The following is a 20,384-nucleotide window of genomic DNA, read 5'->3' as shown; positions in this document are numbered from 1 at the left end:
TTAGTGTTCCGCGACAGCCACTTGCGTGTCGGCATCAGTGCGGCCGGCAGCGGCAAGCGCCATGTCTACTTTGGTTACCAGCGCCTCGACCGACGGCCCGGTGCGGTCAAGGATCGGCGCCGGATAGACGCCCATCCAGATCGTCATAACCACCAGCGGGGCAAAGATCGCCTTTTCCCGTGTAGTCATGTCCTTGATGGTCTTGAGGCTTTCCTTGATCAGATCGCCCATCACGACCCTGCGGTACAGCCACAGCGCGTAACAGGCCGACAGGATCACCCCCGTGGTGGCCCCCGCCGCGACCCAGGTATTGACCTGGAAAATCCCCATAAGCACGAGGAACTCGCCGATGAACCCGGAGGTGCCCGGCAGGCCGACATTGGCCATGGTGAACAGCATGAAGATCAGCGCATAGGCCGGCATCCGGTTCACCAGACCGCCATAGGCGTCGATCTCACGGGTGTGCATCCGATCATAGATCACGCCCACGCAGAGGAATAGCGCACCCGAGATAAAGCCGTGGCTGATCATCTGGAAAATCGCGCCATCCACACCCTGCTGGTTGGCGGCAAAGATGCCCATGGTGACATAGCCCATGTGCGCAACCGACGAATAGGCAATCAGTTTTTTCATGTCTTCCTGCACCAGCGCCACCAGGCTGGTGTAGATGATCGCGATCACCGACAGGGTGAACACAAAGTTCGCCATCACGTCGGACCCAACGGGGAACATCGCAAGGCTGAACCGCAAGAAGCCGTAGCCGCCCATTTTCAACAGGATCGCCGCCAGCACCACAGAGCCCGCCGTGGGCGCCTGAACGTGCGCCTCTGGCAACCATGTGTGGACAGGCCACATCGGCATCTTGACCGCGAAGCTGGCGAAGAAGGCGATGAACAGCAGGGTCTGCATCCCGCCCACAATCGGAATGCCCCAGATGCTGAAGTCCTCGGAGGCAAAGGTGTGTTTCAGCAGCGACACATCGCAATGGCCGATGCAGGTCGTGCCCGCATCCGCATACATGCCCACCATGGCGACCAGCATCAGCACCGAACCGAGGAAGGTGTAGAGGAAGAACTTGAACGAGGCATAGATGCGGTCCTTGCCGCCCCAGATGCCGATGATCAGGAACATCGGGATCAGGCCCGCCTCGAAGAAGAGGTAGAACAGCACCAGATCCAGCGCCATGAAGACGCCCAGCATCAGCGTTTCCAGCAGCAGGAAGGCGATCATGTATTCCTTGACCCGGTGGCTGACATCCCAGCTGGCCGCGATGACCAGCGGCATCATGAAGGTGGTCAGCATGACGAACAGGACGCTGATCCCGTCCACGCCCATCCGGTAGTTCAGACCCAGCAGCCAAGGCCGTTCCTCGACCATTTGGAACCCGGTGTTGTCCGCGTCAAACTGGAACAGGATGAACAGCGAAATGACAAAGGTCGCCCCTGTCGCGATCAGCGCCAGCCATTTGGCATTGCGCTGCGCCGCCTCGTCGTTGCCCCGCAGGAACAGCGCCATGATCAGGGCCGCCAGCGCAGGCAGGAAAGTGACGATGGAAAGCAGGTTGCCCATTAGTGTGCCCCTCCGCTGAGCGTCATCCAGGTGATGAAGATCGCAATCCCGATCACCATCGCAAAGGCATAGGTAAAGATGTAGCCGGACTGTGCCCGCCCCGCGAGGCGGGTGAAGAAGGGCACAATCCCCAAGGCGATGCCGTTCAAGCCGCCCTTGATGATCGCCTCATCGCCGCCCTTCCACAGGATGCGCCCCAGCGCCTTGGCCGGTTGCACAAAGAGAAAATCGTAGATCTCGTCAAAGTACCATTTGTTCAGCAGGAACAGGTAAAGCGGCCGCTGGCTCTCGGCCAGTTTGACCGGCAATTTCGGGTTCACGATGTAGAACCAGTAGGCGGTGACGAAACCGATCAGCATGGCGATGAACGGAGAGATCTTGACCCATGTCGGCGCATGGTGCGCGTCGTCCATAACGTGGTTGTCCGGGCCCATGTAGATCGCGCCTGCGCCCGGTGCCGCAACCGCGTGATCCCCGGCCTCTGCTGCGTGATCGCCTGCGTCCGCAGTGTCCGCATGTGCTGCGTCGGCCTCAGCGTGGTCGTCACCGTGTCCCGCATCGGCTGGTGCGCCATGTTCCGCAGCCTCAGCATGTGCGCCGGGGATACCGAAGAAGCTGTTCACCTTGTCATGGTCGCCGAAAAAGCTGCCGTACCAGATCATGCCGGAGAAGATCGCCCCCAGCGCCAGCACGCCCAGTGGCACCAGCATGACAGTCGGGCTTTCATGCGCGTGCTCATGCGTGTGCTTGTCACCGCGCGGCTTGCCGAAGAAGGTCAGGAACATCAGGCGCCAGCTGTAGAAACTGGTGAACAGTGCCGCCACGACCAGCATCCAGAAGGCATAACCGCCCTGTGTGCCCGCAAAGGCGCTTTCGATCACCGCGTCCTTGGACAGGAAGCCTGCGAACCCGATGTGCGTCAGCGGAATGCCGACACCCGTGATCGCCAGCGTGCCGATCATCATCGCCCAGAAGGTATAGGGTAGCTTTTTGCGCAGGCCGCCATAGTTCCGCATGTCCTGCTCGTGATGCATCCCGTGGATGACCGAACCGGCCCCAAGGAACAGCATCGCCTTAAAGAAGGCATGCGTGAACAGGTGGAACATGGCGACCGAGTAGACCCCTACGCCCGCAGCCACGAACATATAACCAAGCTGGGACATGGTCGAATATGCGATCACGCGTTTGATGTCGTTTTGAACCAAACCGATGGTCGCCGCGACAAAGGCCGTCGATGCGCCAAGGAAGGTGATGAACATGGTAGCGTTCGGTGCGAATTCCATGATCGGCGACATGCGGCAGACAAGGAAGACACCCGCCGTCACCATGGTCGCGGCGTGGATCAGGGCCGACACGGGTGTCGGGCCTTCCATCGCGTCCGGCAACCAGGTGTGCAGGAACAGTTGCGCCGATTTACCCATCGCACCGACAAACAGCAGCAGCGCTACAATCTCGGCGGCGTTCCAGCTGCGCCAGAGGAAGGTCATCTGCGTTTCGGCCAGTGTCGGAGCAGCGGCAAAGACATCGTCAAAACGCACGCTATCGGTCAGGAAGAAGATCGCAAAGATCCCCAGCGCAAACCCGAAATCCCCCACCCGGTTGACGACAAAGGCCTTGATGGCGGCGGCGTTAGCGCTCGGCTTGCGATAGTAGAAGCCGATCAACAGGTAAGAGGCAACGCCCACGCCTTCCCAGCCAAAGAACATCTGAACGAGATTGTCCGAGGTCACCAGCATCAACATGGCAAAAGTAAAGAACGACAGGTAAGCAAAGAAGCGCGGTTTATAGCTTTCCTCGCCTTCCTTGAACTGGCTGTCATGCGCCATGTAGCCAAACGAATACAGGTGGACGAGCGCCGAAACCGTGGTCACGACAATCAGCATGATCGAGGTCAGTCGATCCAACCGGATCGACCAGTCGGTCGACAGCGTGCCGCTTTCGATCCAGCGCATGACCTGAATGTGCTGCGTCTCTGGGCCGTGTGTGAAAAACACGATCCACGAAAAGGCACAGGCCAGAAACAACAGGCCGGTGGAAATCCACTGCGCGCCACGAATGCCCGTCAGTTTCCAACCAAAGCCCGCGATGAGCGCGCCCACCAGCGGGCCAAAGAGGATGATGCTCTCCATCAGGTCAGCCTTTCATCACGTTGACGTCTTCCACGGCGATCGTGCCGCGGTTGCGGAAGAAACAGACCAGAATGGCCAGACCAATCGCGGCCTCTGCGGCGGCGACGGTCAACACAAAAAGTGTGAAGACCTGCCCGACCAGATCGCCAAGATGCGTCGAGAACGCAACGAGATTGATGTTCACCGCCAACAGCATGAGTTCGATGCTCATGAGCAGGATGATCACGTTCTTGCGGTTCAGGAAAAGCCCGAAGATGCCGATGACGAAGAGCACCGCCGCCACCGTCAGGTAATGTTCCAATCCGATCATGTGCGTCCCTCCGGGCTTTGTGCCCGTTTCAGTCCTAACTTGTGTGTCCGAAGGCTTTCGGACCCGCGCCCCGGAGGTGATCCGGGGCCTTTTGTCTGTTGCCCTGCCCTGTACCGGACAGGCGGTCCCGGGTCAGGCCCGGAAAAGTGTCATCCCAAACGGCGCCGCCCGCGACCCCGCAGCTTGATCCGCCCCAACTTGTCCTCAGTCCAGCTTTGCGCCCGAACCGGCAACAACAGCATGGCTTTGCGCAGCATCCAGGCCCCGGCGAGGATTTTGAACGCCCAGAACGCCGCGTACAGCATCAGTCCAGTGGGCGACAGGACCATATCCCAGAACGGGCTCATTACAGGCCCTGCCCCGGTTTGACGTCCTTGAGTTCCATCGCCTTGGCGGGATCACGGTACATCTGCGCCAGAATGTCCTGACGCTTGATGTCGGTGCGGTGGCGCAGGGTCAGCACGATCGCGCCAATCATGGCGACCAGCAGGATCAGACCGGCCAATTGGAACAACAGGAAGTACTGGTCGTACAGGATCATCCCCAGCGCCTGAGTGTTGTGCATCCCCTCGGGCGTCGGCTGTGCCAGTTGCCCGGCCGCCATTTCAGAGGCCTCCCAGACACCAAAGGCCATGGCCAGTTGCATCAGGATCACAAGACCGATCAGCAGCGCTAAAGGCATGTATTTGGCCATTTCCGCCTTCAGTTCGGCGAAATCGACATCCAGCATCATGACCACAAACAGGAACAGAACCGCGACCGCGCCGACGTAGACGATGATCAGCAGCATGGCGACAAATTCCGCGCCCATCAGCACAAACAGCCCCGCCGAGGATAGAAAGGCGAGGATCAGCCAGAGCACCGAATGCACCGGGTTGCGGCTGATGACGGTAAACAACCCGCCCGCGATGGCGCCAAGTGCAAAGAGGTAGAAGGCAAAGACCATCATGTCTCGTCATCCTTATTTTCGGCGATGACCTCACGCGCCAGATCCATGGCGCGGGTCATCGCGGGAATACCTGCGAACATCGACATATGGCCGATGGTTTCAGCGATCTCTTCGGGGGTGGCCCCAGCCTCCAGCGCGTGGCGCACGGTCAGGCGGAACGGCGTTTCCGCCTGCGCGCCCTGCATCGTCAGGCCGGAAATCGTCAGCAAAAGCCGGGTCTTGGCGTCCAGACCGGTCTTGGACATGCCCTTGCCGAACCACATTTCCATGGCATCCTTGGACATGGTCGGCCACAGTTTTTCAAACCCTTTGGGGTCAAAGCCGGACATCGCGGGGTTGAAGGCCTTGGCCATCTCCTGCGCTTGTTCCATCATCAGCTCGAATGGGGTCTTGGGATCGGTCATTTGCCGGCCTCGCGGATGGGGCAGTTGCCAAAGACGGCTGTGCGGGCCGACAGCCATTTTCCGTCTTCATAGCTGCGCGGCTCAAGGATCGAAACCACTTCGACCCCGTCGCGCTGAAACGGTGCCACACTGGCAAACCCGTCCGGCACTCCGGTGAACTCTGTGCCGAAATCCGTCATCAACTGACCAAAAACCTTGTCAATCATCGCCCCCTGATCCGGGGCAGAAACGCTCATGATGCAGTCGCAAAACCCATCGTGTTCGATCAGGTTGATCACGATTTCCGGCTCTGCCACCCAAACGCCGTTTTGCCGCGCCATGCCGGCGGCCTTGGCGCGATCGTCGATGTCGGCAAAATCCGGCGCCGCGGCCATGCAGACCTGCGAAAAAAGCATCGCCCGCTTGGCGTTCCACGCCTCGCTCCCCGGCTCTTGTGCTGCAATGCCGCCGCCCGCCGCAAAGGCGAGCGCGCAGAGAGCAACAGCAAAGTTCAGGCAGCGGGGCATAAGCGGTCTCGGTCTCTCGGGCTCAGCGGTAAGGCGCATCAAGTTCAAGGTTGCGGGCAATCTCGGCTTCCCAGCGGTCGCCATTCTCCAGCAGCTTGGTCTTGTCGTAGTACAGTTCTTCGCGGGTCTCGGTGGCGAACTCAAAGTTCGGCCCCTCGACGATGGCGTCGACCGGGCAGGCCTCCTGGCAGAATCCGCAGTAGATGCATTTGGTCATGTCGATGTCGTAGCGCGTGGTGCGGCGGCTGCCGTCGTCGCGCGGTTCCGCGTCGATGGTGATGGCCTGCGCCGGGCAGATCGCCTCACACAGCTTGCACGCGATACAGCGTTCCTCGCCGTTGGGATAACGGCGCAGCGCGTGTTCACCCCGAAACCGAGGCGACAGCGGCCCCTTTTCATGCGGGTAGTTCAAGGTTGCCTTGGGCGCAAAGAAATACTTCAGGCCCAGCTGGAACCCCTTCACGAAGTCTGCGAGCAGAAAGTACTTCGCGGCCCGGCCGTAGTCGATGGTCGCCATGCTATCCTTGCTCCCCTGTCATCTGGTTCAGATCGGCCTCAAACTTTTCGGCCGTGGGCGCGTCCATCAGCGGATCGCCCTGTTCATCGTATTCGTTCAACGCCGCCGTTTTGGATGGCTCCGGTGTCTTGGCCCGCGCGGCCTCTGCGGCCTGCATGTCAGCGGCCCAGCGGAACACGGCGGCGGCGATCTCTGTCGCCTGCGGCATCAGGTTGCCGTCGCTGTCCACATCCGGCAGGCCGGTGTCACGCACGACAAAATCACCAAGGTCGATCATATCGACGTATTTCGCGTCGAGGATGGCGGATTTCAGATCAGACATGGGGTTCTCCCTGTTGGCAAAAGCGGCGCGGATTGCGCGGCCCTGCCCCAAGGATACCACTCACAGGCGCACTCGTGGTGGCATCAACCACCCCTTGGCTGTCCGAAACGATATGTTTCCGATCCGGCAACATTATCAGCCCCCGGTCACCCAGCGCGCGTAGCTGTCAAAGAACCAGCCGAACTTGGCCGCGAAGGACACAAAGACCACCCAGACCAGAGAGAACGGCAGAAAGACCTTCCAGCCAAGGCGCATCAACTGGTCATAGCGATAGCGCGGTGTGATCGCCTTCACCATCGCGAAGATGAAGAAGAAGAACGCCATCTTGCCGACCATCCACAGCGCACCGTCCGGCAGACCCGGGATCGGCGACAGCCAGCCGCCAAAGAACAGCAGCGAGGTCAGTGCGCACATCAGGAAGATCGCGATGTATTCACCGGCCATGAACAGCAGGAAGGGCGTTGCCGAGTATTCAACCTGATAGCCAGCGACGAGTTCCGATTCCGCCTCTGGCAGGTCGAACGGCGGGCGGTTTGTCTCTGCCAGGCAAGAGATGAAGAACAGGAAGACCATCGGGAAATGCGGCAGCCAATACCAGCTGAAGAACCCAAACCGCCCGTCCTGTGCTGCAACGATGTCGCCAAAGTTCAGCGATCCGGTCGAGATAATCACCCCGATGATGATCAGACCGATCGCCACCTCATAGGAAATCATCTGCGCCGCAGAGCGCAGCGAGCCAAGGAATGGATATTTGGAGTTGGACGCCCAGCCCCCCATGATCACGCCGTAAACCTCAAGCGATGAGATCGCGAGGACATACAGGATGGCCACATTGATATCTGCCAGCACCCACCCGTCGCTGAACGGGATCACTGCCCAGGCGATCATCGCCAGCACAAAACTCGCCAATGGGGCCAGCATAAAGACGGTCCGGTCGGCACCCGCCGGGATGACCACCTCTTTAACGACATATTTCAGCGCGTCGGCCACGGTCTGCAGCAGGCCATAGATGCCCACCACGTTCGGCCCGCGCCGCATCTGGACCGCGGCCCAGATCTTGCGGTCGCCGTAGACAAGAAAGAGCAGCGAAATCATCACAAAGCCCAGCACCGCAAGGCATTGCGCAAAGATGATGACAAAGATGCCCAAAGGCGTGGCGAAGAAGTTTTCCATCAGGTCCTCACACCATCGGTATTCCGTTCTCGGCACAGGCCAGCGTCGCCACTTCGGCGTCGATGGTCTTGAGCCCGCGGGGCAGCGCCGCCGAGATGGTGTAAACCGCATCTCCGCGCCATAGGCCACCCTCTTCGTAAGCAGTCGTGCGCAAATGACGCGCAAATCCGTAACCTCGGATCAACGCATACTGCGCCGCCGCGCATTCGGCATAATCCTCGACATCCGCAGCGTTTCGCGCGCCGCGCATCTCGACCTCGAACTGCACCAGATCGCCGTCCAGCAGCCGCGTTTCGATACCGGAATAGATCGGCATGAACGGCGGTTCCGGGTCTTCGGGCGTGCAGGCCGACAGGCCGCTGGCCACGGCCAGCAAGGATATGATCGCCAACCCGCGCACCTATTCCGCCGCAAGCGCCGTCGATGCCCGGTCTAGCGCGGCCTTGGACAGGTCCGCCATCAAGGCACTGGCGCGCGCAATCGGGTTGGTCAGGTAGAAATCCCGCAGGGCATAGCGGAAATCCGCATCGCCCAACTGACCCGCCTCCAGCGGCTGCCATTCGTTTTCCGGCACCTCGTCGATGCCTTGCAGATGCGGCACATCGGCCACCAGCGCCTGACGCAGTTCAGCGAGATTGTTCCACGGCAGTGTCGCCCCCACCTCTGCGGACAAGGCCCGCAGGACGGCCCAGTTTTCCTTGGCATCACCCGGTGCAAACCCCGAACGCAGCGCCAGTTGCGGGCGGCCTTCGGTGTTGACGAACAGGCCCTGTTCTTCGGTATAGGCGGCCCCCGGCAGGATCACGTCGGCGCGATGCGCGCCCCGGTCGCCGTGGCTGCCCTGATAGATGACAAAAGCGCCCTCACCGATCTCGACCTCATCGGCACCGAGGTTATAGATCACGTCCGCGTCCTGCACCGCTTCCATGCCGCGCGCGTTGGTGGCGTCAACGTCCATCGCCCCGACGCGGGACGCGGCTGTGTGCAGAACCATGAATTTCGATTGTCCGGCCGCAGCGGTCTGCATGGCCGTGCCCAGCACCGCCGCGCCATCCGCCTCTGTCAGCGCGCCTTGACCGATGATCATGATACCGGGCGTATCGTGTTTGTCGGAATGATCCATCTCGGCCAGTTTGGCCAGCGCCTCACGGCCCGTGCCCAGTTCGATCACGTCATAAGTCAGATCAACCGGCTTGCCGATACGCGCCACCTTGGCACCTGCGGTCCATGCCTTGCGGATGCGGGCGTTCAGGACTGGTGCCTCATCGCGCGGGTTGGTCCCGATCAACAGGATCATCTCTGCGGTGTCGATTTCCTCAACCGTTGCGGTGCCCACATAGCCCGAGCGGTTGCCCGCGGGCAGTTTCGCGCCATCGGTGCGGCATTCGACAACACCGCCCTGCCCCTCGATCATCTGTTTGAGGCTATAGATCGCCTCGACCGGGGCCAAATCGCCAATGATTCCCGCCGGTTTTTCAGCACCTTTAAGCGCTTCGGCAGCCTTTGACAGTGCCTCACCCCAGCTTGCTGGGCGCAGCTTGCCATTTTCGCGAATATAGGGTGTGTCCAGCCGCTGGCGACGCAATCCGTCCCAGACAAAGCGGGTCTTGTCGGAAATCCATTCCTCATTCACGCCATCATGGTTGCGCGGCAGAATTCGCATCACTTCGCGGCCCTTGGTATCTACCCGGATGTTCGATCCCAGCGCATCCATCACGTCGATGGTCTCGGTCTTGGTCAACTCCCAAGGACGTGCGGTAAAGGCGTAGGGTTTCGAAACCAGCGCGCCCACCGGGCAAAGATCAATGATGTTGCCCTGCAAATTCGAATCAAGTGTCTCATTGAGATAACTGGTGATTTCGGAATCTTCGCCGCGCCCAGTCTGGCCCATCTGAGTGATTCCAGCGACCTCTGTCGTGAAGCGCACGCAGCGAGTACAGGAAATGCAGCGGGTCATGTGCGTTTCAACAAGCGGACCAAGATCCAGATCGTCTACTGCGCGCTTGGGTTCTCGGAAGCGGCTGAAATCAACGCCATAGGCCATGGCCTGATCCTGCAGGTCGCATTCGCCACCCTGATCGCAGATCGGACAATCCAGCGGGTGGTTGATGAGCAGGAACTCCATCACCCCTTCGCGGGCCTTTTTGACCATAGGCGAGTTTGTTTTGACCTCTGGCAACTCGCCGTTGCGGCCACCGCGCACATCGCGGACCTGCATCGCGCAGGAAGCGGCAGGCTTGGGCGGACCGCCCACAACCTCAACCAGACACATCCGGCAGTTTCCGGCAATCGACAGACGTTCGTGATAACAGAATCGCGGGACTTCGACCCCGGCCTGTTCACAGGCCTGAATCAGGGTCATCGCCCCGTCCACTTCGACCTCTTGTCCGTCGATGATGATCTTACGCAAATCGGACATGCCCGTGCCTCTCCCGTATTTCGGCTGGCAGCGCCCACTGGCACGCAGGCCGCAGTCCCCCGGGTTTAGCCTGCCCTGCCGGACGTTACTAGATGCAGGTGCAGCGAAAAGGCAGGAAAAAACGACGCGGCTCACGGGTTTTCGCCCGCAGCCGCGCTTTGGTTGTGATAACTATTGAGTACGTTACCTCTGATCAGAGGATGGCGGCGACTCAGCGCAGGAAGAAACCCACCGGCCCGCCGCGCGCGATGTCGTCCCGACCAAACTTGCAAAGCGCCTTTTCATCGGACGCGGCGACGCCCTTTGAGGCCAACCAGGTTTCCGCCTTCTTGCGCATCCGCTTCTTTTCGGCGGAGGAGTTGACGTAGGTGTCAATCTCATCGTCGGAGTACCCCAACGCCTTTGCACGCTTTTCCAGCGCCTGAATCTGGCGATAGGCCCGAATCATCCGTGCGCTGATGTCATTGCAGTTCTTCCGAATCTCGTCGGCAATGGCGATCGCCATCAGGCCGTCATCAATTTCTGACACTTGGTTGAGTGGCGTCTTTGCCCAGACCGGCGTGGCAAGGGTCAGGCAGAGGATCGGGGTAAGAAACAGACGCATGCGCGAGACTCCGTATTGAAACTATTGACCCCGAAGTGGGGTCATCAGGTCCGGATATTCAATATCCACTCCCACTGCCTGCCAATTTCGGCGGGTTTCGACGCGCCTTGCGCGGGACATTGCCGGTCAGATGTCGCGGCAAGTCCCCCGGAAGGTGATATTGTCGCCCGTAACCACCAGCGCCTGCGGATCGGTATCGGGGCCGACGATCCAGTCGATCTCGGATGTGCCGAAGAACTCGATGCAATGTTGCACCGCTTTGTACTCCCCGGCGGCGATTGCGCCTTTCATCGACTTGGACACACCGCTCACGTTTATCACAAAATCCTGCCGATTCTTGCGTTCAGACTTTGCAGTGGTGCGGAACCGTTCTCCGTCGAAAACCGGGGCGTTTCTCTTGAACATACCCGCCCGCTCACAGCCGCCTAACGTGGCCGCAACGGCCAGAATGCAAATCACACGAACCATCATCTTATTGGCCTCCCCGGCAGAGCACTTCAAAGTCTGCGGCCGATGTCGTCACGCCCGCCATGATCGTGGCCAATGCCTGACCGTCGCGGCACCCCGCCTTTGCAGCAAAGGCACCTGCCGCCTTGATCTGTCCCTGCGCCGGGGCCGCGCCCGCCACGGTTTTCACGCTTACATAGACTTGCGCCGCCGGAGTCGAGCCTGTGCCGTCGCGCGCCTGGATATTCACCGCGCGGCGCTGGATGTCCGCAACAAAGCTCTTAGAACGCACGGTTTCCGCCTGCGCCATCGGCGCCAGCGCCGCGACAAGCACTGCCGTCCCCAAAATCCATTTCATGTCCCGTCCTGTTTTTTAGCTCGCCTCGGATGCGCACAGCCCAGAGCGCCACATCCGGGCCTCGGCCAGATGCGTCCAGCCAAACGCGTCGTCACTGTCCCCGTTGCGCCGCAGGAGGTCAAGCCGCGCCAGCCCCTCTTGCAGCGTTGGGCGATGTCCTGCCGGAATCCACCACATGACAAAATGCTGGTCGCCCATCAGTTCGAACCACTCCGCCCGGCGTTGATAAAACTGCTTGTGCAGAGTACCCCAGACAAACCTTTCCAAGGCTTCGACGTCTTCCCAGACCGTCAGGTTGGCGACAAACTGCGGGTCATCGCCGATGGCGTTTTCGGTGTTCCCGGTCCCCGGCTCTCCTGCCCCTTCCATCATCCAGACAAAGCCCGGCATCCGCTTGCCCAGCCCGTTGATGCGGTCAAGATTCGCCATGAATTCCGCCACGCGGGGATCATCCGTCGGAGCCAGCAACCGTCCGATGTTCAGTTCCGCCAGATATTGAGTCATGCCGCCCCTCCCCAGGTCGACCGGGCGTAGTCCCAGCCAAAGGCCGTGTCGCTGTCACCGTCCCGTGCCAACTGGGTCAGACGCGCGGCTGCCTCTGTGATCGTGGGGATATGCCCATGTGGAACCCACCACATCACCAGCCGCACACCACCCCATGCCGTTTGCGGCCCGTACCATTCGGCCCGCCGATCGTAAAAGCGTTTGTGGACTGTTTTCCAAACAAAATGCTCCAGCGCGGCCAGATCGCGCCAGACCGATAGCGTCGATGCGGTGCGGGGATTCCCCCCCAAGGGCCCCGTGCAATCCAATTGCGCAGCCTCCATCTCTGGCCCTTTCAGGTGCCAAACGTACCCGTCCGCGCGTTCCGCAATGGCAAAGACCTTGTCCAGATTGTTCTGGAAATCCGCCACGCGGGGATCGTCCCAGTCATAGCGCAACGTACCGATATTGAATTCCGCAAGATGAAACTGTGTCACGAGCCCGTTTTCCAGCTGAGTTTGGCAAAGGACCACTCGGCCCCATTGAACGCGCTACTGTCGGGTTGTGCGCACACCTGCAAATCGGAGTGGTGGCAAAGAGCGTGCGACAGTTTCAGAGCAAGCGCCTTGTCATTGACACCCAAGTCAGGTCCGCTGACCCCGCAAATTGCGACGCTGCCATTGTCGATCCATTTTCTTTGAGGTTCATCCGTTTCGGGCGCGGCGCGGGCGTCTTCACACTCGAACGTGGCGCGGATTTCCCACTTTCTCGACACACCCGTCTCGGCGACGAAAAACGGCGAATTTCCCTGCGCCTGAACCTGCGGGATCACGCAGAACGCCAGTATCAGGCCCGCCACATACACAAAGATGGTTGCCTGTACCCTCACCATTACTCCCCTAATGGTTTGCGCCCGTTCCACGCCTTTTCCAGAAACGACAGGGTCACACCGGCCCCTACAAGCACCAGACCGGCGACCGCGCCATAGACCCACACCGGCGCCAACTGCACGGTGATCGCGATATGCGCATACCATGCGGGCACAAAGCAAAAGGCGGCAGTCAAGACTGCCGCCGCCAGATTTTGCAAGGCTCTCAGGACGCGTCCCAGAACGGCCTGCACGTCGTCACTCCGCCGCGACGGCGCTCATCCGGCCGGTCTTTTGCGCCTTGATGCGATCCTCGATCTCATCGCGGAAGTTGCGGATCAGGCCCTGAATCGGCCATGCCGCCGCGTCACCAAGGGCGCAGATGGTGTGGCCCTCGACCTGCTTGGTCACGTCCCAAAGCATGTCGATTTCTTCCTCGTCGGCCTCACCTTTGACCAGACGTTCCATGACCCGCATCATCCAGCCGGTGCCTTCGCGGCACGGCGTACATTGGCCACAGCTTTCGTGTTTGTAGAACTTCGCCAGACGCCAGATCGCCTTGATGATGTCCGTCTCTTTGTCCATCACGATGACCGCAGCGGTGCCAAGACCCGACCCCAGTTCACCGCGCAGATAGTCAAAGTCCATGATCGCATCGCGCATCTTTTCGCCGCGCACACAAGGAACAGACGACCCGCCGGGGATCACCGCCTTAAGGTTGTCCCATCCGCCGCGAATGCCGCCGCAATGCTTTTCGATCAGTTCCTCGAAGGAGATCGACATCGCCTCCTCGACAACGCAGGGGTTGTTGACGTGGCCAGAGATGGCAAACAGCTTGGTGCCCTTGTTGTTGTCGCGGCCAAAGCCAGAGAACCATTCGGCCCCACGACGCAGGATCGTCGGCACGACGGCGATGGATTCGACGTTGTTCACCGTGGTCGGGCAACCATACAAACCCGCGCCCGCCGGGAACGGCGGCTTCATCCGGGGCATGCCCTTTTTGCCTTCGAGCGATTCCAGCAGTGCGGTTTCCTCACCGCAGATGTAGGCACCGGCCCCATGCGCGACAAAGAGTTCGAAATCCCAGCCGGACCCGGCGGCGTTCTTGCCCAAAAGACCCGCGTCATAAGCCTCATCAATTGCGGCCTGCAGGGCCTCACGCTCGCGGATGTATTCGCCGCGAATATAGATATAGCAGGCATGCGCCTGCATCGCGAAAGAGGCGATCAGGCAGCCCTCGATCAGCGTATGCGGATCATGACGCATGATCTCGCGGTCTTTGCAGGTGCCCGGCTCTGATTCGTCAGCGTTCACCACCAGATAGGACGGACGGCCATCCGATTCCTTGGGCATGAAGGACCATTTCAAACCGGTCGGGAACCCGGCGCCACCACGCCCACGCAGGCCAGAGGCCTTCATTTCCTCGACGATCCACTCACGTCCCTTGCCGATGATGTCCTTGGTTCCGTCCCAATGGCCGCGCTTTTTCGCGCCATCAAGCGTCCGGTCATGCATGCCGTAGAGGTTGGTAAAGATCCGGTCCTGGTCCTGCAGCATCTCTCAATCCTTGTCTTTCTGGCGGTCCCGCCAGAGCCCGTATAACATCCACAGCGCCCAGAAAAAGCCTCCAAGTGCGGCAAGATCCAAAAGCGCGCGCAGGCGCTGGCTCAGGTCCAGCGCCGCGCCTATTGCAATGGCCGCGATCCAGCCGACACCGGTCCCGGCAATGACCAGCGCAATCACGCGGCCCCGCCGGTTGAGATCCTGCTTGTCAGCCATTCGCGACCCCGGGTTTACTTGGCCAGATCGGCGGCCTGCGCCACCCAACCATTGCGCGACGCGCGTCCGCGCACACCCGGAAGGTTCTCATCCACCCAAAGGACGTTGGCATCGGTCCATGCGGCAATCTGCGCGAAATGATAGATGCCTTCGGCGTTCAACGCCTCGGCCAGCTTGGGTCCGACGCCGTTCAGTGCGGTCAGGTCGTCCGACGCGCCTTTGGTGGGGGCGGTCATCGCCTTGGGTTTGGTCATGGTCGGCGCTGCGGTCTTTGTTTCGACCGGCGCGATCTCTGCCTTTACCGGCTCCGCTTTCACAGCTTCGGCTTTCACCGGCGCGGCCTTGGCGGGCGCGGCCTTGACTGCCTCGGCTTTGGCAGGCGCTGCCTTGACGGTCTCAGCTTTGGCGGGCGCTGCCTTGACGGTCTCTGCTTTAACAGGCGCGGCCTCTGCCTTGACCGGCTTCGCAGCGGGTGCATCTGCAGCTTCCACCGACTTGGTCAGAACCTCGGCAGGTGCGGCGGTCTTCTTAGCCGGAGCCGTGTCCAACTTGGGCGCTGCAGCTTTGGTTTCCACTACGGCACCGGCTTTTGGTTTCGCAGCCTTGACCGGGGCAACGGCCACCTCTTCCACCGCCTCGGCGACGGCCTCGACAACCGTGTCAGCGGCTTCGGCTTTGGTCTTCACAGGCGTCTCGACTGTCTTGGTTTCGGCCGCAACGGTTACGCGGCCCATCGGACCACAGACAGAGCCAAAACCCGTCGGCAAACCGGCCCAAGGCATCATGGCCAGTTTCATCATGCCTTGGCTCGCCTCCATGGCGAACCGGGTCTGAAACTCTATCAGACGCAGGAAAGGGGTGAAATCGGGTGTCATCACATAATTCGGGGTCGTCATGGTCACGTCCTCGCTCCACTAATCGGGCGCAATCTACTGCGCGTTTCTTAGCGCCGTTCCTCCCCAACAGTGCCTGTGCCACGCCTTGCATACTGCAGCGCGGCATGCAAGGTATGGCGTTGTCGCACGGGCTGGATCGGCGGAACAGAACCGCCGCTGTGATGCATCAGTAGACGTCACCGCCCCTAACTCGGGACGAGAACTCGGTCTCGCCGCCTTCGGCAAGAACCCGTGCCTGATCGACCCATTGATCACGGCTGACCCGACCCTTGAAACCTTCAAGGTTGGCATCGACCCAGGCAATCTCCTGTTCGGTCCAACTGGCAATCTGGTCGAAATGGTAGATGCCCAGATCGTTGCAAAGCTTTTCCAACTTTGGCCCGATGCCCTTGACCTGCTTAAGGTCATCCGCGCCACCTTCGCGCGGGCCGTCCAGCATGGTTGGCTTTTCGCCCTCGTCCTTGCCTTCGACGATCCCGTCCCCATCATAATCTTCGGTGTCGGTCACAGCCGAGGCGGCGGGCGCGGTGTACCTCCATGCCCCCTTTCGGCTGGCCAATTCCGCCTCTCCCGCCAGAGGGGTCGACGGCAGAATACGCGGTCCGGCGTCTTCGGGGACATCGATTGCCGCAGCGTCGGCCACTGAGGGGTTGGGCACTGGCGTCGGATCAACGACTGCAACACTGTCCGGGCCGGTATCACCTGCCGGAACGGAGTCTGCCACAGGCGGTGTCGCCGTATCTGAATATGTCCAACTGCCCTTGCGTTCCGCCAGTTCTGCCTCGCCGACCAGTGGCGCGGAGGGGCGGACACGCGGGTCAGCCACGTCAACCGGCGCAACCTTGGGGGCGGTTTCAACCGTCCCTTGCGGCGCACTCGCTGGCACTTTGACCGGTTCCTTAACAGGGCGCGCAGGGGCCACATCTGTTTGGCTGGATGTGGCCGGTGACCCGCACAGAACCATTTTGAACAGCAAGCCCAGACCGACCAACAGAATGATCGCCACCAACAGAGCTGAAATGAAACGCCACTCTGCCACCGCCAAAAGCAGCCCAAACGTTAGCAAGGCTGCCAGCCCGGCAAGGCCCCAGCAGATCTTGGGGCAATCGCCCCCTGATTTCGTATCGGTCATGTATCGGCCTCCCAACCCTTTGTTAGCAACGATACATGCAGGCAGGTAAGTCGCAAAGGGGGATGAAAGTACCGGTTCAGCCTTGGCTGTTCTTGGCCAATTCGCGGGCTTGGGTCACCCATTCATCACGAGTCGCGCGGCCCTTGAACCCTTCAAGGTTGTCGTCGACCCAAGCCAATTCCTTGTCCGTCCAGGCCGCAACCTGATCGAAGTGATAGACGCCCAGCGTGTTCAGGAGTTTTTCAAGTTTTGGCCCGACACCTTTGATCTTTTTGAGATCATCCGCCTTGCCGTCGCGCGCAGCCTCAAGGCCAGCAGGCTTGTCAACGGGGGCAGCATCGGTGTCAGCAGTATTGGACTTTGGGGCCTCGTACCGCCAAATACCCTTGCGCTCGGCCAGATCCGCCTGCCCTTCGAGCCGAGTCGTCGGCTGGATCAGTGCATTCTGAACTTCGACCGGCGCTTCGGCGATCTTTTCCGGCACCGGTTCTGGCTTGGCATCCTCGGGAACATCGGCCTCAGGTGCCTTGGGTTGCTCACGTTTTAGATCACGGGTGCCTGACTGGTCATTCCACGGAGCGGACAGCGGAACCTCGGTCCCGTCGATCCGCTTGACCGTCTCACCGATGTCATGCGCAAACTGCGCGCTGGCGTTCAGCTTGATCGAGCCGTTGACGAAATCGGTCAGCGAGGTGATCCCGGATTTTGGCTCCGATGCAAAGCGACCGTTCTGCGGACCCGCCAGCGGCACTTCTCCTCGGGCCAGCGCGTCCAGCAGCTCTCCCAGCTTTTCGGCGGTCAGATCCTCAAAGTAATCCTTGCCGATCTGCGCCATGGGCGCGTTGGCGCAGGCACCAAGGCATTCGACCTCTTCCCAGCTGAACTTACCATCCGCTGACAGCGCATGCGGCTTGGCGGCGATCTTGTCGCGGCACACCGCGATCAGATCCTCGGCACCGCAAATCATACACGACGTTGTGCCACAAATCTGAATATGGGCAATGGACCCAACGGGTTGCAGCTGGAACATGAAGTAGAAACTGGCCACTTCAAGCGCCCGGATATAGGCCATGCCCAGCATGTCAGCGACATATTCGATTGCCGGACGGGTCAGCCAACCCTCTTGTTCCTGCGCACGCCACAACAGCGGGATGATCGCGCTGGCCTGACGTCCGGCGGGATATTTGGTGATCTGCTCATGCGCCCATTCCAGATTGGCGGGGGCAAAGGCAAAACTCTCGGGTTGCTCGGGGTGCAGTCGGCGCAGCATGACTTTCGGCTTTCCGTCTAACGTCGGGCGCCGCCGGGCGGCACCCCCTTGGGTTACAACTTGTCGTCTCCGGTCCCGTGGGACCGATCACATCAGGTGGCGGCAGCGGCAGGCGCGGCGGCCGGGGCACAGGCGCCGGTCTTGATCCGGACACCGCCGTTCGACAGAGTGACCGCCTCTTCCTGCTCAACCTTGTATTGAGCGATGGTCAGCAGCTTTTCACGCGGCATTCCGGTTTGCAGTTCGACCGGCAGATAGTCGCTTTCATCCGCCAGATCACAGCCGATCGAAGCCACGGCAGCGTCAAAAGACAACAGATCTTCCTCTGTCACACCCTCTGGCAGGATACAGCCCGCAACCAGCACAGCGGCAACCAGAGCAAACGCGTTCTTCTTCATTCAGGTGTCCCTCACGTCACATTGCCGTTCCCGCGGCATCATACCCTACCCGGCTTACGGGCAGTCCACCAGCCGCGCCGTCCCGGCATCACGGTCAACAACGACCTGACCATTCTTGATCAACATTTCAGCAGCATCTCCGGCGATGTCAGAGATTTCTTCGAGACCATCCGGCGACATAGGCCCTTTGTATCCGGTCATCGTGACCAGATTGTCGACCACGACGCTTTCAAAACGGTCTTCGCTGTCGCTTTCGCGGAAGTTCAGGACGCAATTGACATCCTTGAGCGCCTCGATCACCGCGGGCATCAGCGTTTCGATGGGCATCCGTTCCAACGACTTGATAAAGTCACCTTCATTGGAGATTTTCGCCATCCGCGCTTTTGACGCTTTGGCCGCCGCCTCTGGGCCAAGAACAGGCACGCATGTCTCCATAAAGAGATAGGCGTCGTCCGGCCCCTCGTCGAGTTCGCAGTAAAAGATGTGGCGGCCGCTTTCGATGATCAGACCGTCGTCGATGACACCCTTGATCTCATAGCTGAAAGTTTCATTGAATTCCGGCAAGTCCTGCGCAAATGCAGGTGCCGCGACCAGTGAAAGCAGGGCCAGCCACGGTCTCATCTGTCGATCTCCCCGAACACAACGTCCATCGTGCCGATGATCGCCGCCACATCGGCCAGCTGGTGGCCCTTGGCGACATGGTCCATCGCTTGCAGGTGCAGATAACCGGGGGCGCGGATCTTGGCGCGGTAGGGTTTGTTGCTGCCATCGGCCACAAGGTAGACACCGAATTCGCCTTTGGGCGCTTCAACGGCGGCGTAAACCTCGCCTTCGGGGACGTGAAAGCCCTCTGTGTACAGCTTGAAGTGATGGATCAGCGCCTCCATCGAGCGCTTCATCTCGCCGCGTTTGGGCGGGGTGATCTTGCCACGGGACAGAACCTCGCCTTGCCCTTCGGGCGCGCGGAGCTTTTCAATCGCCTGCTGCATGATCTTCAGCGACTGGCGCATTTCCTCCATGCGGACAAGGTAACGATCATAGCAGTCGCCATTCTTGCCCACCGGGATCTGGAAATCGAACTCATCATAGCATTCATAGGGCTGCGCGCGGCGCAGATCCCACGCAAGGCCAGAGCCCCGCACCATGACGCCGGAAAAGCCCCATTCGTTAATCTCTTCCTCATTCACCACGCCGATATCGGCGTTGCGCTGCTTGAAGATCCGGTTTTCGGTCAGCAACCCGTCGATATCCGCCAGAACGCGCGGAAAATCCTTGGTCCATTCCTCAATATCGTCGATCAGCTCGGGCGGCAGATCCTGATGAACACCGCCGGGCCGGAAATAGGCCGAGTGCAGGCGCGCACCGCAGGCGCGCTCATAAAACACCATCAGCTTTTCGCGCTCTTCGAACCCCCACAGCGGCGGCGTCAGCGCGCCGACGTCCATGGCCTGCGTGGTTACATTCAGCAGGTGGTTGAGGATGCGACCGATTTCCGAATACAGAACCCGGATCAGCGAGGCACGGCGCGGCACAGACGTGCCGGTCAGCTTTTCGATGGCCAGACACCAAGCGTGTTCCTGGTTCATCGGAGCAACGTAATCCAGCCGGTCGAAATACGGCAGGTTTTGCAGGTAGGTGCGCGATTCCATCAGCTTTTCGGTGCCACGGTGCAATAGACCGATATGCGGGTCGCAGCGTTCCACAATCTCGCCGTCCAGCTCCAGCACCAGACGCAGCACGCCGTGGGCCGCCGGGTGCTGTGGGCCAAAGTTGATGTTGAAGTTGCGAATCTTCTGCTCGCCCGTCAGGGCGTCTTCGAATCCTTTGGAGCCGTCCATCATGGGATCATTC

General features: G+C 60.4%; 27 protein-coding genes. All 27 read right to left on the bottom strand.

Features of this window, described 5'->3' with window-relative positions; translation table 11 throughout:
• Positions 1 to 1,569, bottom strand: a complete 1,569-nt coding sequence (locus ANTHELSMS3_RS15275; RefSeq protein WP_094035623.1) for an NADH-quinone oxidoreductase subunit M — start codon at positions 1,567 to 1,569, stop codon at positions 1 to 3.
• Positions 1,569 to 3,698: an NADH-quinone oxidoreductase subunit L gene (nuoL, locus tag ANTHELSMS3_RS15270; RefSeq protein ID WP_094035622.1), complete on the bottom strand. Its 2,130-nt coding sequence runs from the start codon at positions 3,696 to 3,698 to the stop codon at positions 1,569 to 1,571. Before nuoL ends, ANTHELSMS3_RS15275 begins: the two co-directional genes overlap by 1 nt.
• 4 nt (positions 3,699 to 3,702) lie before the next feature.
• A complete protein-coding gene (nuoK, locus tag ANTHELSMS3_RS15265) occupies positions 3,703 to 4,008 on the bottom strand; it encodes an NADH-quinone oxidoreductase subunit NuoK (RefSeq protein ID WP_023849383.1) in 306 nt (101 codons plus the stop codon).
• Between the two features lie 149 nt (positions 4,009 to 4,157).
• Positions 4,158 to 4,355, bottom strand: a complete 198-nt coding sequence (locus ANTHELSMS3_RS15260) for a hypothetical protein (RefSeq protein WP_094035621.1) — start codon at positions 4,353 to 4,355, stop codon at positions 4,158 to 4,160.
• A complete protein-coding gene (locus ANTHELSMS3_RS15255; RefSeq protein ID WP_094035620.1) occupies positions 4,355 to 4,957 on the bottom strand; it encodes an NADH-quinone oxidoreductase subunit J in 603 nt (200 codons plus the stop codon). Before ANTHELSMS3_RS15255 ends, ANTHELSMS3_RS15260 begins: the two co-directional genes overlap by 1 nt.
• The gene (locus ANTHELSMS3_RS15250; protein WP_089277105.1) at positions 4,954 to 5,361 is read right to left on the bottom strand and encodes a carboxymuconolactone decarboxylase family protein; all 408 of its coding nucleotides are present in this window, start codon (positions 5,359 to 5,361) and stop codon (positions 4,954 to 4,956) included. Before ANTHELSMS3_RS15250 ends, ANTHELSMS3_RS15255 begins: the two co-directional genes overlap by 4 nt.
• Entirely contained in the window at positions 5,358 to 5,867 is a 510-nt protein-coding gene (locus tag ANTHELSMS3_RS15245) for a hypothetical protein (protein ID WP_094035619.1), read from the bottom strand. Before ANTHELSMS3_RS15245 ends, ANTHELSMS3_RS15250 begins: the two co-directional genes overlap by 4 nt.
• Positions 5,868 to 5,889: 22 nt before the next feature.
• Complete coding sequence (gene nuoI / locus ANTHELSMS3_RS15240) at positions 5,890 to 6,384, bottom strand: NADH-quinone oxidoreductase subunit NuoI (protein ID WP_094035618.1); 495 nt, start codon at positions 6,382 to 6,384, stop codon at positions 5,890 to 5,892.
• A 1-nt stretch (position 6,385) separates the two neighbouring features.
• Entirely contained in the window at positions 6,386 to 6,706 is a 321-nt protein-coding gene (locus ANTHELSMS3_RS15235) for a hypothetical protein (RefSeq protein ID WP_094035617.1), read from the bottom strand.
• Between the two features lie 135 nt (positions 6,707 to 6,841).
• Entirely contained in the window at positions 6,842 to 7,879 is a 1,038-nt protein-coding gene (nuoH, locus tag ANTHELSMS3_RS15230) for an NADH-quinone oxidoreductase subunit NuoH (RefSeq protein ID WP_094035616.1), read from the bottom strand.
• A gap of 7 nt (positions 7,880 to 7,886) precedes the next feature.
• Entirely contained in the window at positions 7,887 to 8,279 is a 393-nt protein-coding gene (locus ANTHELSMS3_RS15225; protein WP_198319819.1) for a hypothetical protein, read from the bottom strand.
• Positions 8,280 to 10,298: an NADH-quinone oxidoreductase subunit NuoG gene (gene nuoG, locus ANTHELSMS3_RS15220; RefSeq protein WP_094035615.1), complete on the bottom strand. Its 2,019-nt coding sequence runs from the start codon at positions 10,296 to 10,298 to the stop codon at positions 8,280 to 8,282.
• A gap of 211 nt (positions 10,299 to 10,509) precedes the next feature.
• Positions 10,510 to 10,902, bottom strand: a complete 393-nt coding sequence (locus ANTHELSMS3_RS15215) for a DUF5333 domain-containing protein (RefSeq protein WP_094035614.1) — start codon at positions 10,900 to 10,902, stop codon at positions 10,510 to 10,512.
• Between the two features lie 126 nt (positions 10,903 to 11,028).
• A complete protein-coding gene (locus tag ANTHELSMS3_RS15210) occupies positions 11,029 to 11,373 on the bottom strand; it encodes a hypothetical protein (RefSeq protein ID WP_094035613.1) in 345 nt (114 codons plus the stop codon).
• A gap of 1 nt (position 11,374) precedes the next feature.
• Positions 11,375 to 11,707 carry a hypothetical protein gene (locus ANTHELSMS3_RS15205; RefSeq protein ID WP_094035612.1) on the bottom strand — a complete coding sequence of 111 codons (333 nt, stop codon included), beginning with the start codon at positions 11,705 to 11,707 and terminating at the stop codon, positions 11,375 to 11,377.
• Between the two features lie 15 nt (positions 11,708 to 11,722).
• The gene (locus tag ANTHELSMS3_RS15200) at positions 11,723 to 12,211 is read right to left on the bottom strand and encodes a DUF3291 domain-containing protein (RefSeq protein WP_094035611.1); all 489 of its coding nucleotides are present in this window, start codon (positions 12,209 to 12,211) and stop codon (positions 11,723 to 11,725) included.
• Positions 12,208 to 12,687 (bottom strand): DUF3291 domain-containing protein, encoded by a 480-nt coding sequence (locus ANTHELSMS3_RS15195; RefSeq protein ID WP_094035610.1) that lies wholly within the window; start codon positions 12,685 to 12,687, stop codon positions 12,208 to 12,210. Before ANTHELSMS3_RS15195 ends, ANTHELSMS3_RS15200 begins: the two co-directional genes overlap by 4 nt.
• Positions 12,684 to 13,112, bottom strand: coding sequence for a hypothetical protein (locus tag ANTHELSMS3_RS15190; RefSeq protein ID WP_157733526.1), 429 nt, complete (start codon positions 13,110 to 13,112; stop codon positions 12,684 to 12,686). The genes ANTHELSMS3_RS15195 and ANTHELSMS3_RS15190 overlap by 4 nt, the downstream gene beginning before the upstream one ends.
• Entirely contained in the window at positions 13,082 to 13,312 is a 231-nt protein-coding gene (locus ANTHELSMS3_RS15185) for a hypothetical protein (RefSeq protein ID WP_157733525.1), read from the bottom strand. The genes ANTHELSMS3_RS15190 and ANTHELSMS3_RS15185 overlap by 31 nt, the downstream gene beginning before the upstream one ends.
• Before the next feature lie 4 nt (positions 13,313 to 13,316).
• Complete coding sequence (gene nuoF, locus ANTHELSMS3_RS15180) at positions 13,317 to 14,615, bottom strand: NADH-quinone oxidoreductase subunit NuoF (RefSeq protein ID WP_094035607.1); 1,299 nt, start codon at positions 14,613 to 14,615, stop codon at positions 13,317 to 13,319.
• Between the two features lie 3 nt (positions 14,616 to 14,618).
• A complete protein-coding gene (locus tag ANTHELSMS3_RS15175; protein WP_094035606.1) occupies positions 14,619 to 14,837 on the bottom strand; it encodes a DUF5337 family protein in 219 nt (72 codons plus the stop codon).
• Between the two features lie 14 nt (positions 14,838 to 14,851).
• The gene (locus ANTHELSMS3_RS15170; RefSeq protein ID WP_094035605.1) at positions 14,852 to 15,733 is read right to left on the bottom strand and encodes a hypothetical protein; all 882 of its coding nucleotides are present in this window, start codon (positions 15,731 to 15,733) and stop codon (positions 14,852 to 14,854) included.
• Positions 15,734 to 15,899: 166 nt separating this feature from the next.
• Positions 15,900 to 16,865 (bottom strand): hypothetical protein, encoded by a 966-nt coding sequence (locus tag ANTHELSMS3_RS26015; RefSeq protein WP_254694748.1) that lies wholly within the window; start codon positions 16,863 to 16,865, stop codon positions 15,900 to 15,902.
• 76 nt (positions 16,866 to 16,941) lie between these two features.
• Complete coding sequence (locus ANTHELSMS3_RS15160) at positions 16,942 to 18,135, bottom strand: NADH-quinone oxidoreductase subunit E (protein ID WP_094035604.1); 1,194 nt, start codon at positions 18,133 to 18,135, stop codon at positions 16,942 to 16,944.
• Between the two features lie 92 nt (positions 18,136 to 18,227).
• Positions 18,228 to 18,533 carry a hypothetical protein gene (locus tag ANTHELSMS3_RS15155; protein WP_094035603.1) on the bottom strand — a complete coding sequence of 102 codons (306 nt, stop codon included), beginning with the start codon at positions 18,531 to 18,533 and terminating at the stop codon, positions 18,228 to 18,230.
• 54 nt (positions 18,534 to 18,587) lie between these two features.
• Complete coding sequence (locus tag ANTHELSMS3_RS15150; RefSeq protein WP_094035602.1) at positions 18,588 to 19,154, bottom strand: hypothetical protein; 567 nt, start codon at positions 19,152 to 19,154, stop codon at positions 18,588 to 18,590.
• On the bottom strand, positions 19,151 to 20,371 hold the full coding sequence (locus tag ANTHELSMS3_RS15145; protein ID WP_094037159.1) for an NADH-quinone oxidoreductase subunit D: 1,221 nt from the start codon (positions 20,369 to 20,371) through the stop codon (positions 19,151 to 19,153). Before ANTHELSMS3_RS15145 ends, ANTHELSMS3_RS15150 begins: the two co-directional genes overlap by 4 nt.
• Positions 20,372 to 20,384: the final 13 nt, after the last annotated feature.

Origin of the sequence: Antarctobacter heliothermus, assembly GCF_002237555.1 — a bacterium.
Classification (GTDB): domain Bacteria; phylum Pseudomonadota; class Alphaproteobacteria; order Rhodobacterales; family Rhodobacteraceae; genus Antarctobacter; species Antarctobacter heliothermus_B.
This window is presented reverse-complemented; position numbering and strand designations above follow the sequence as displayed.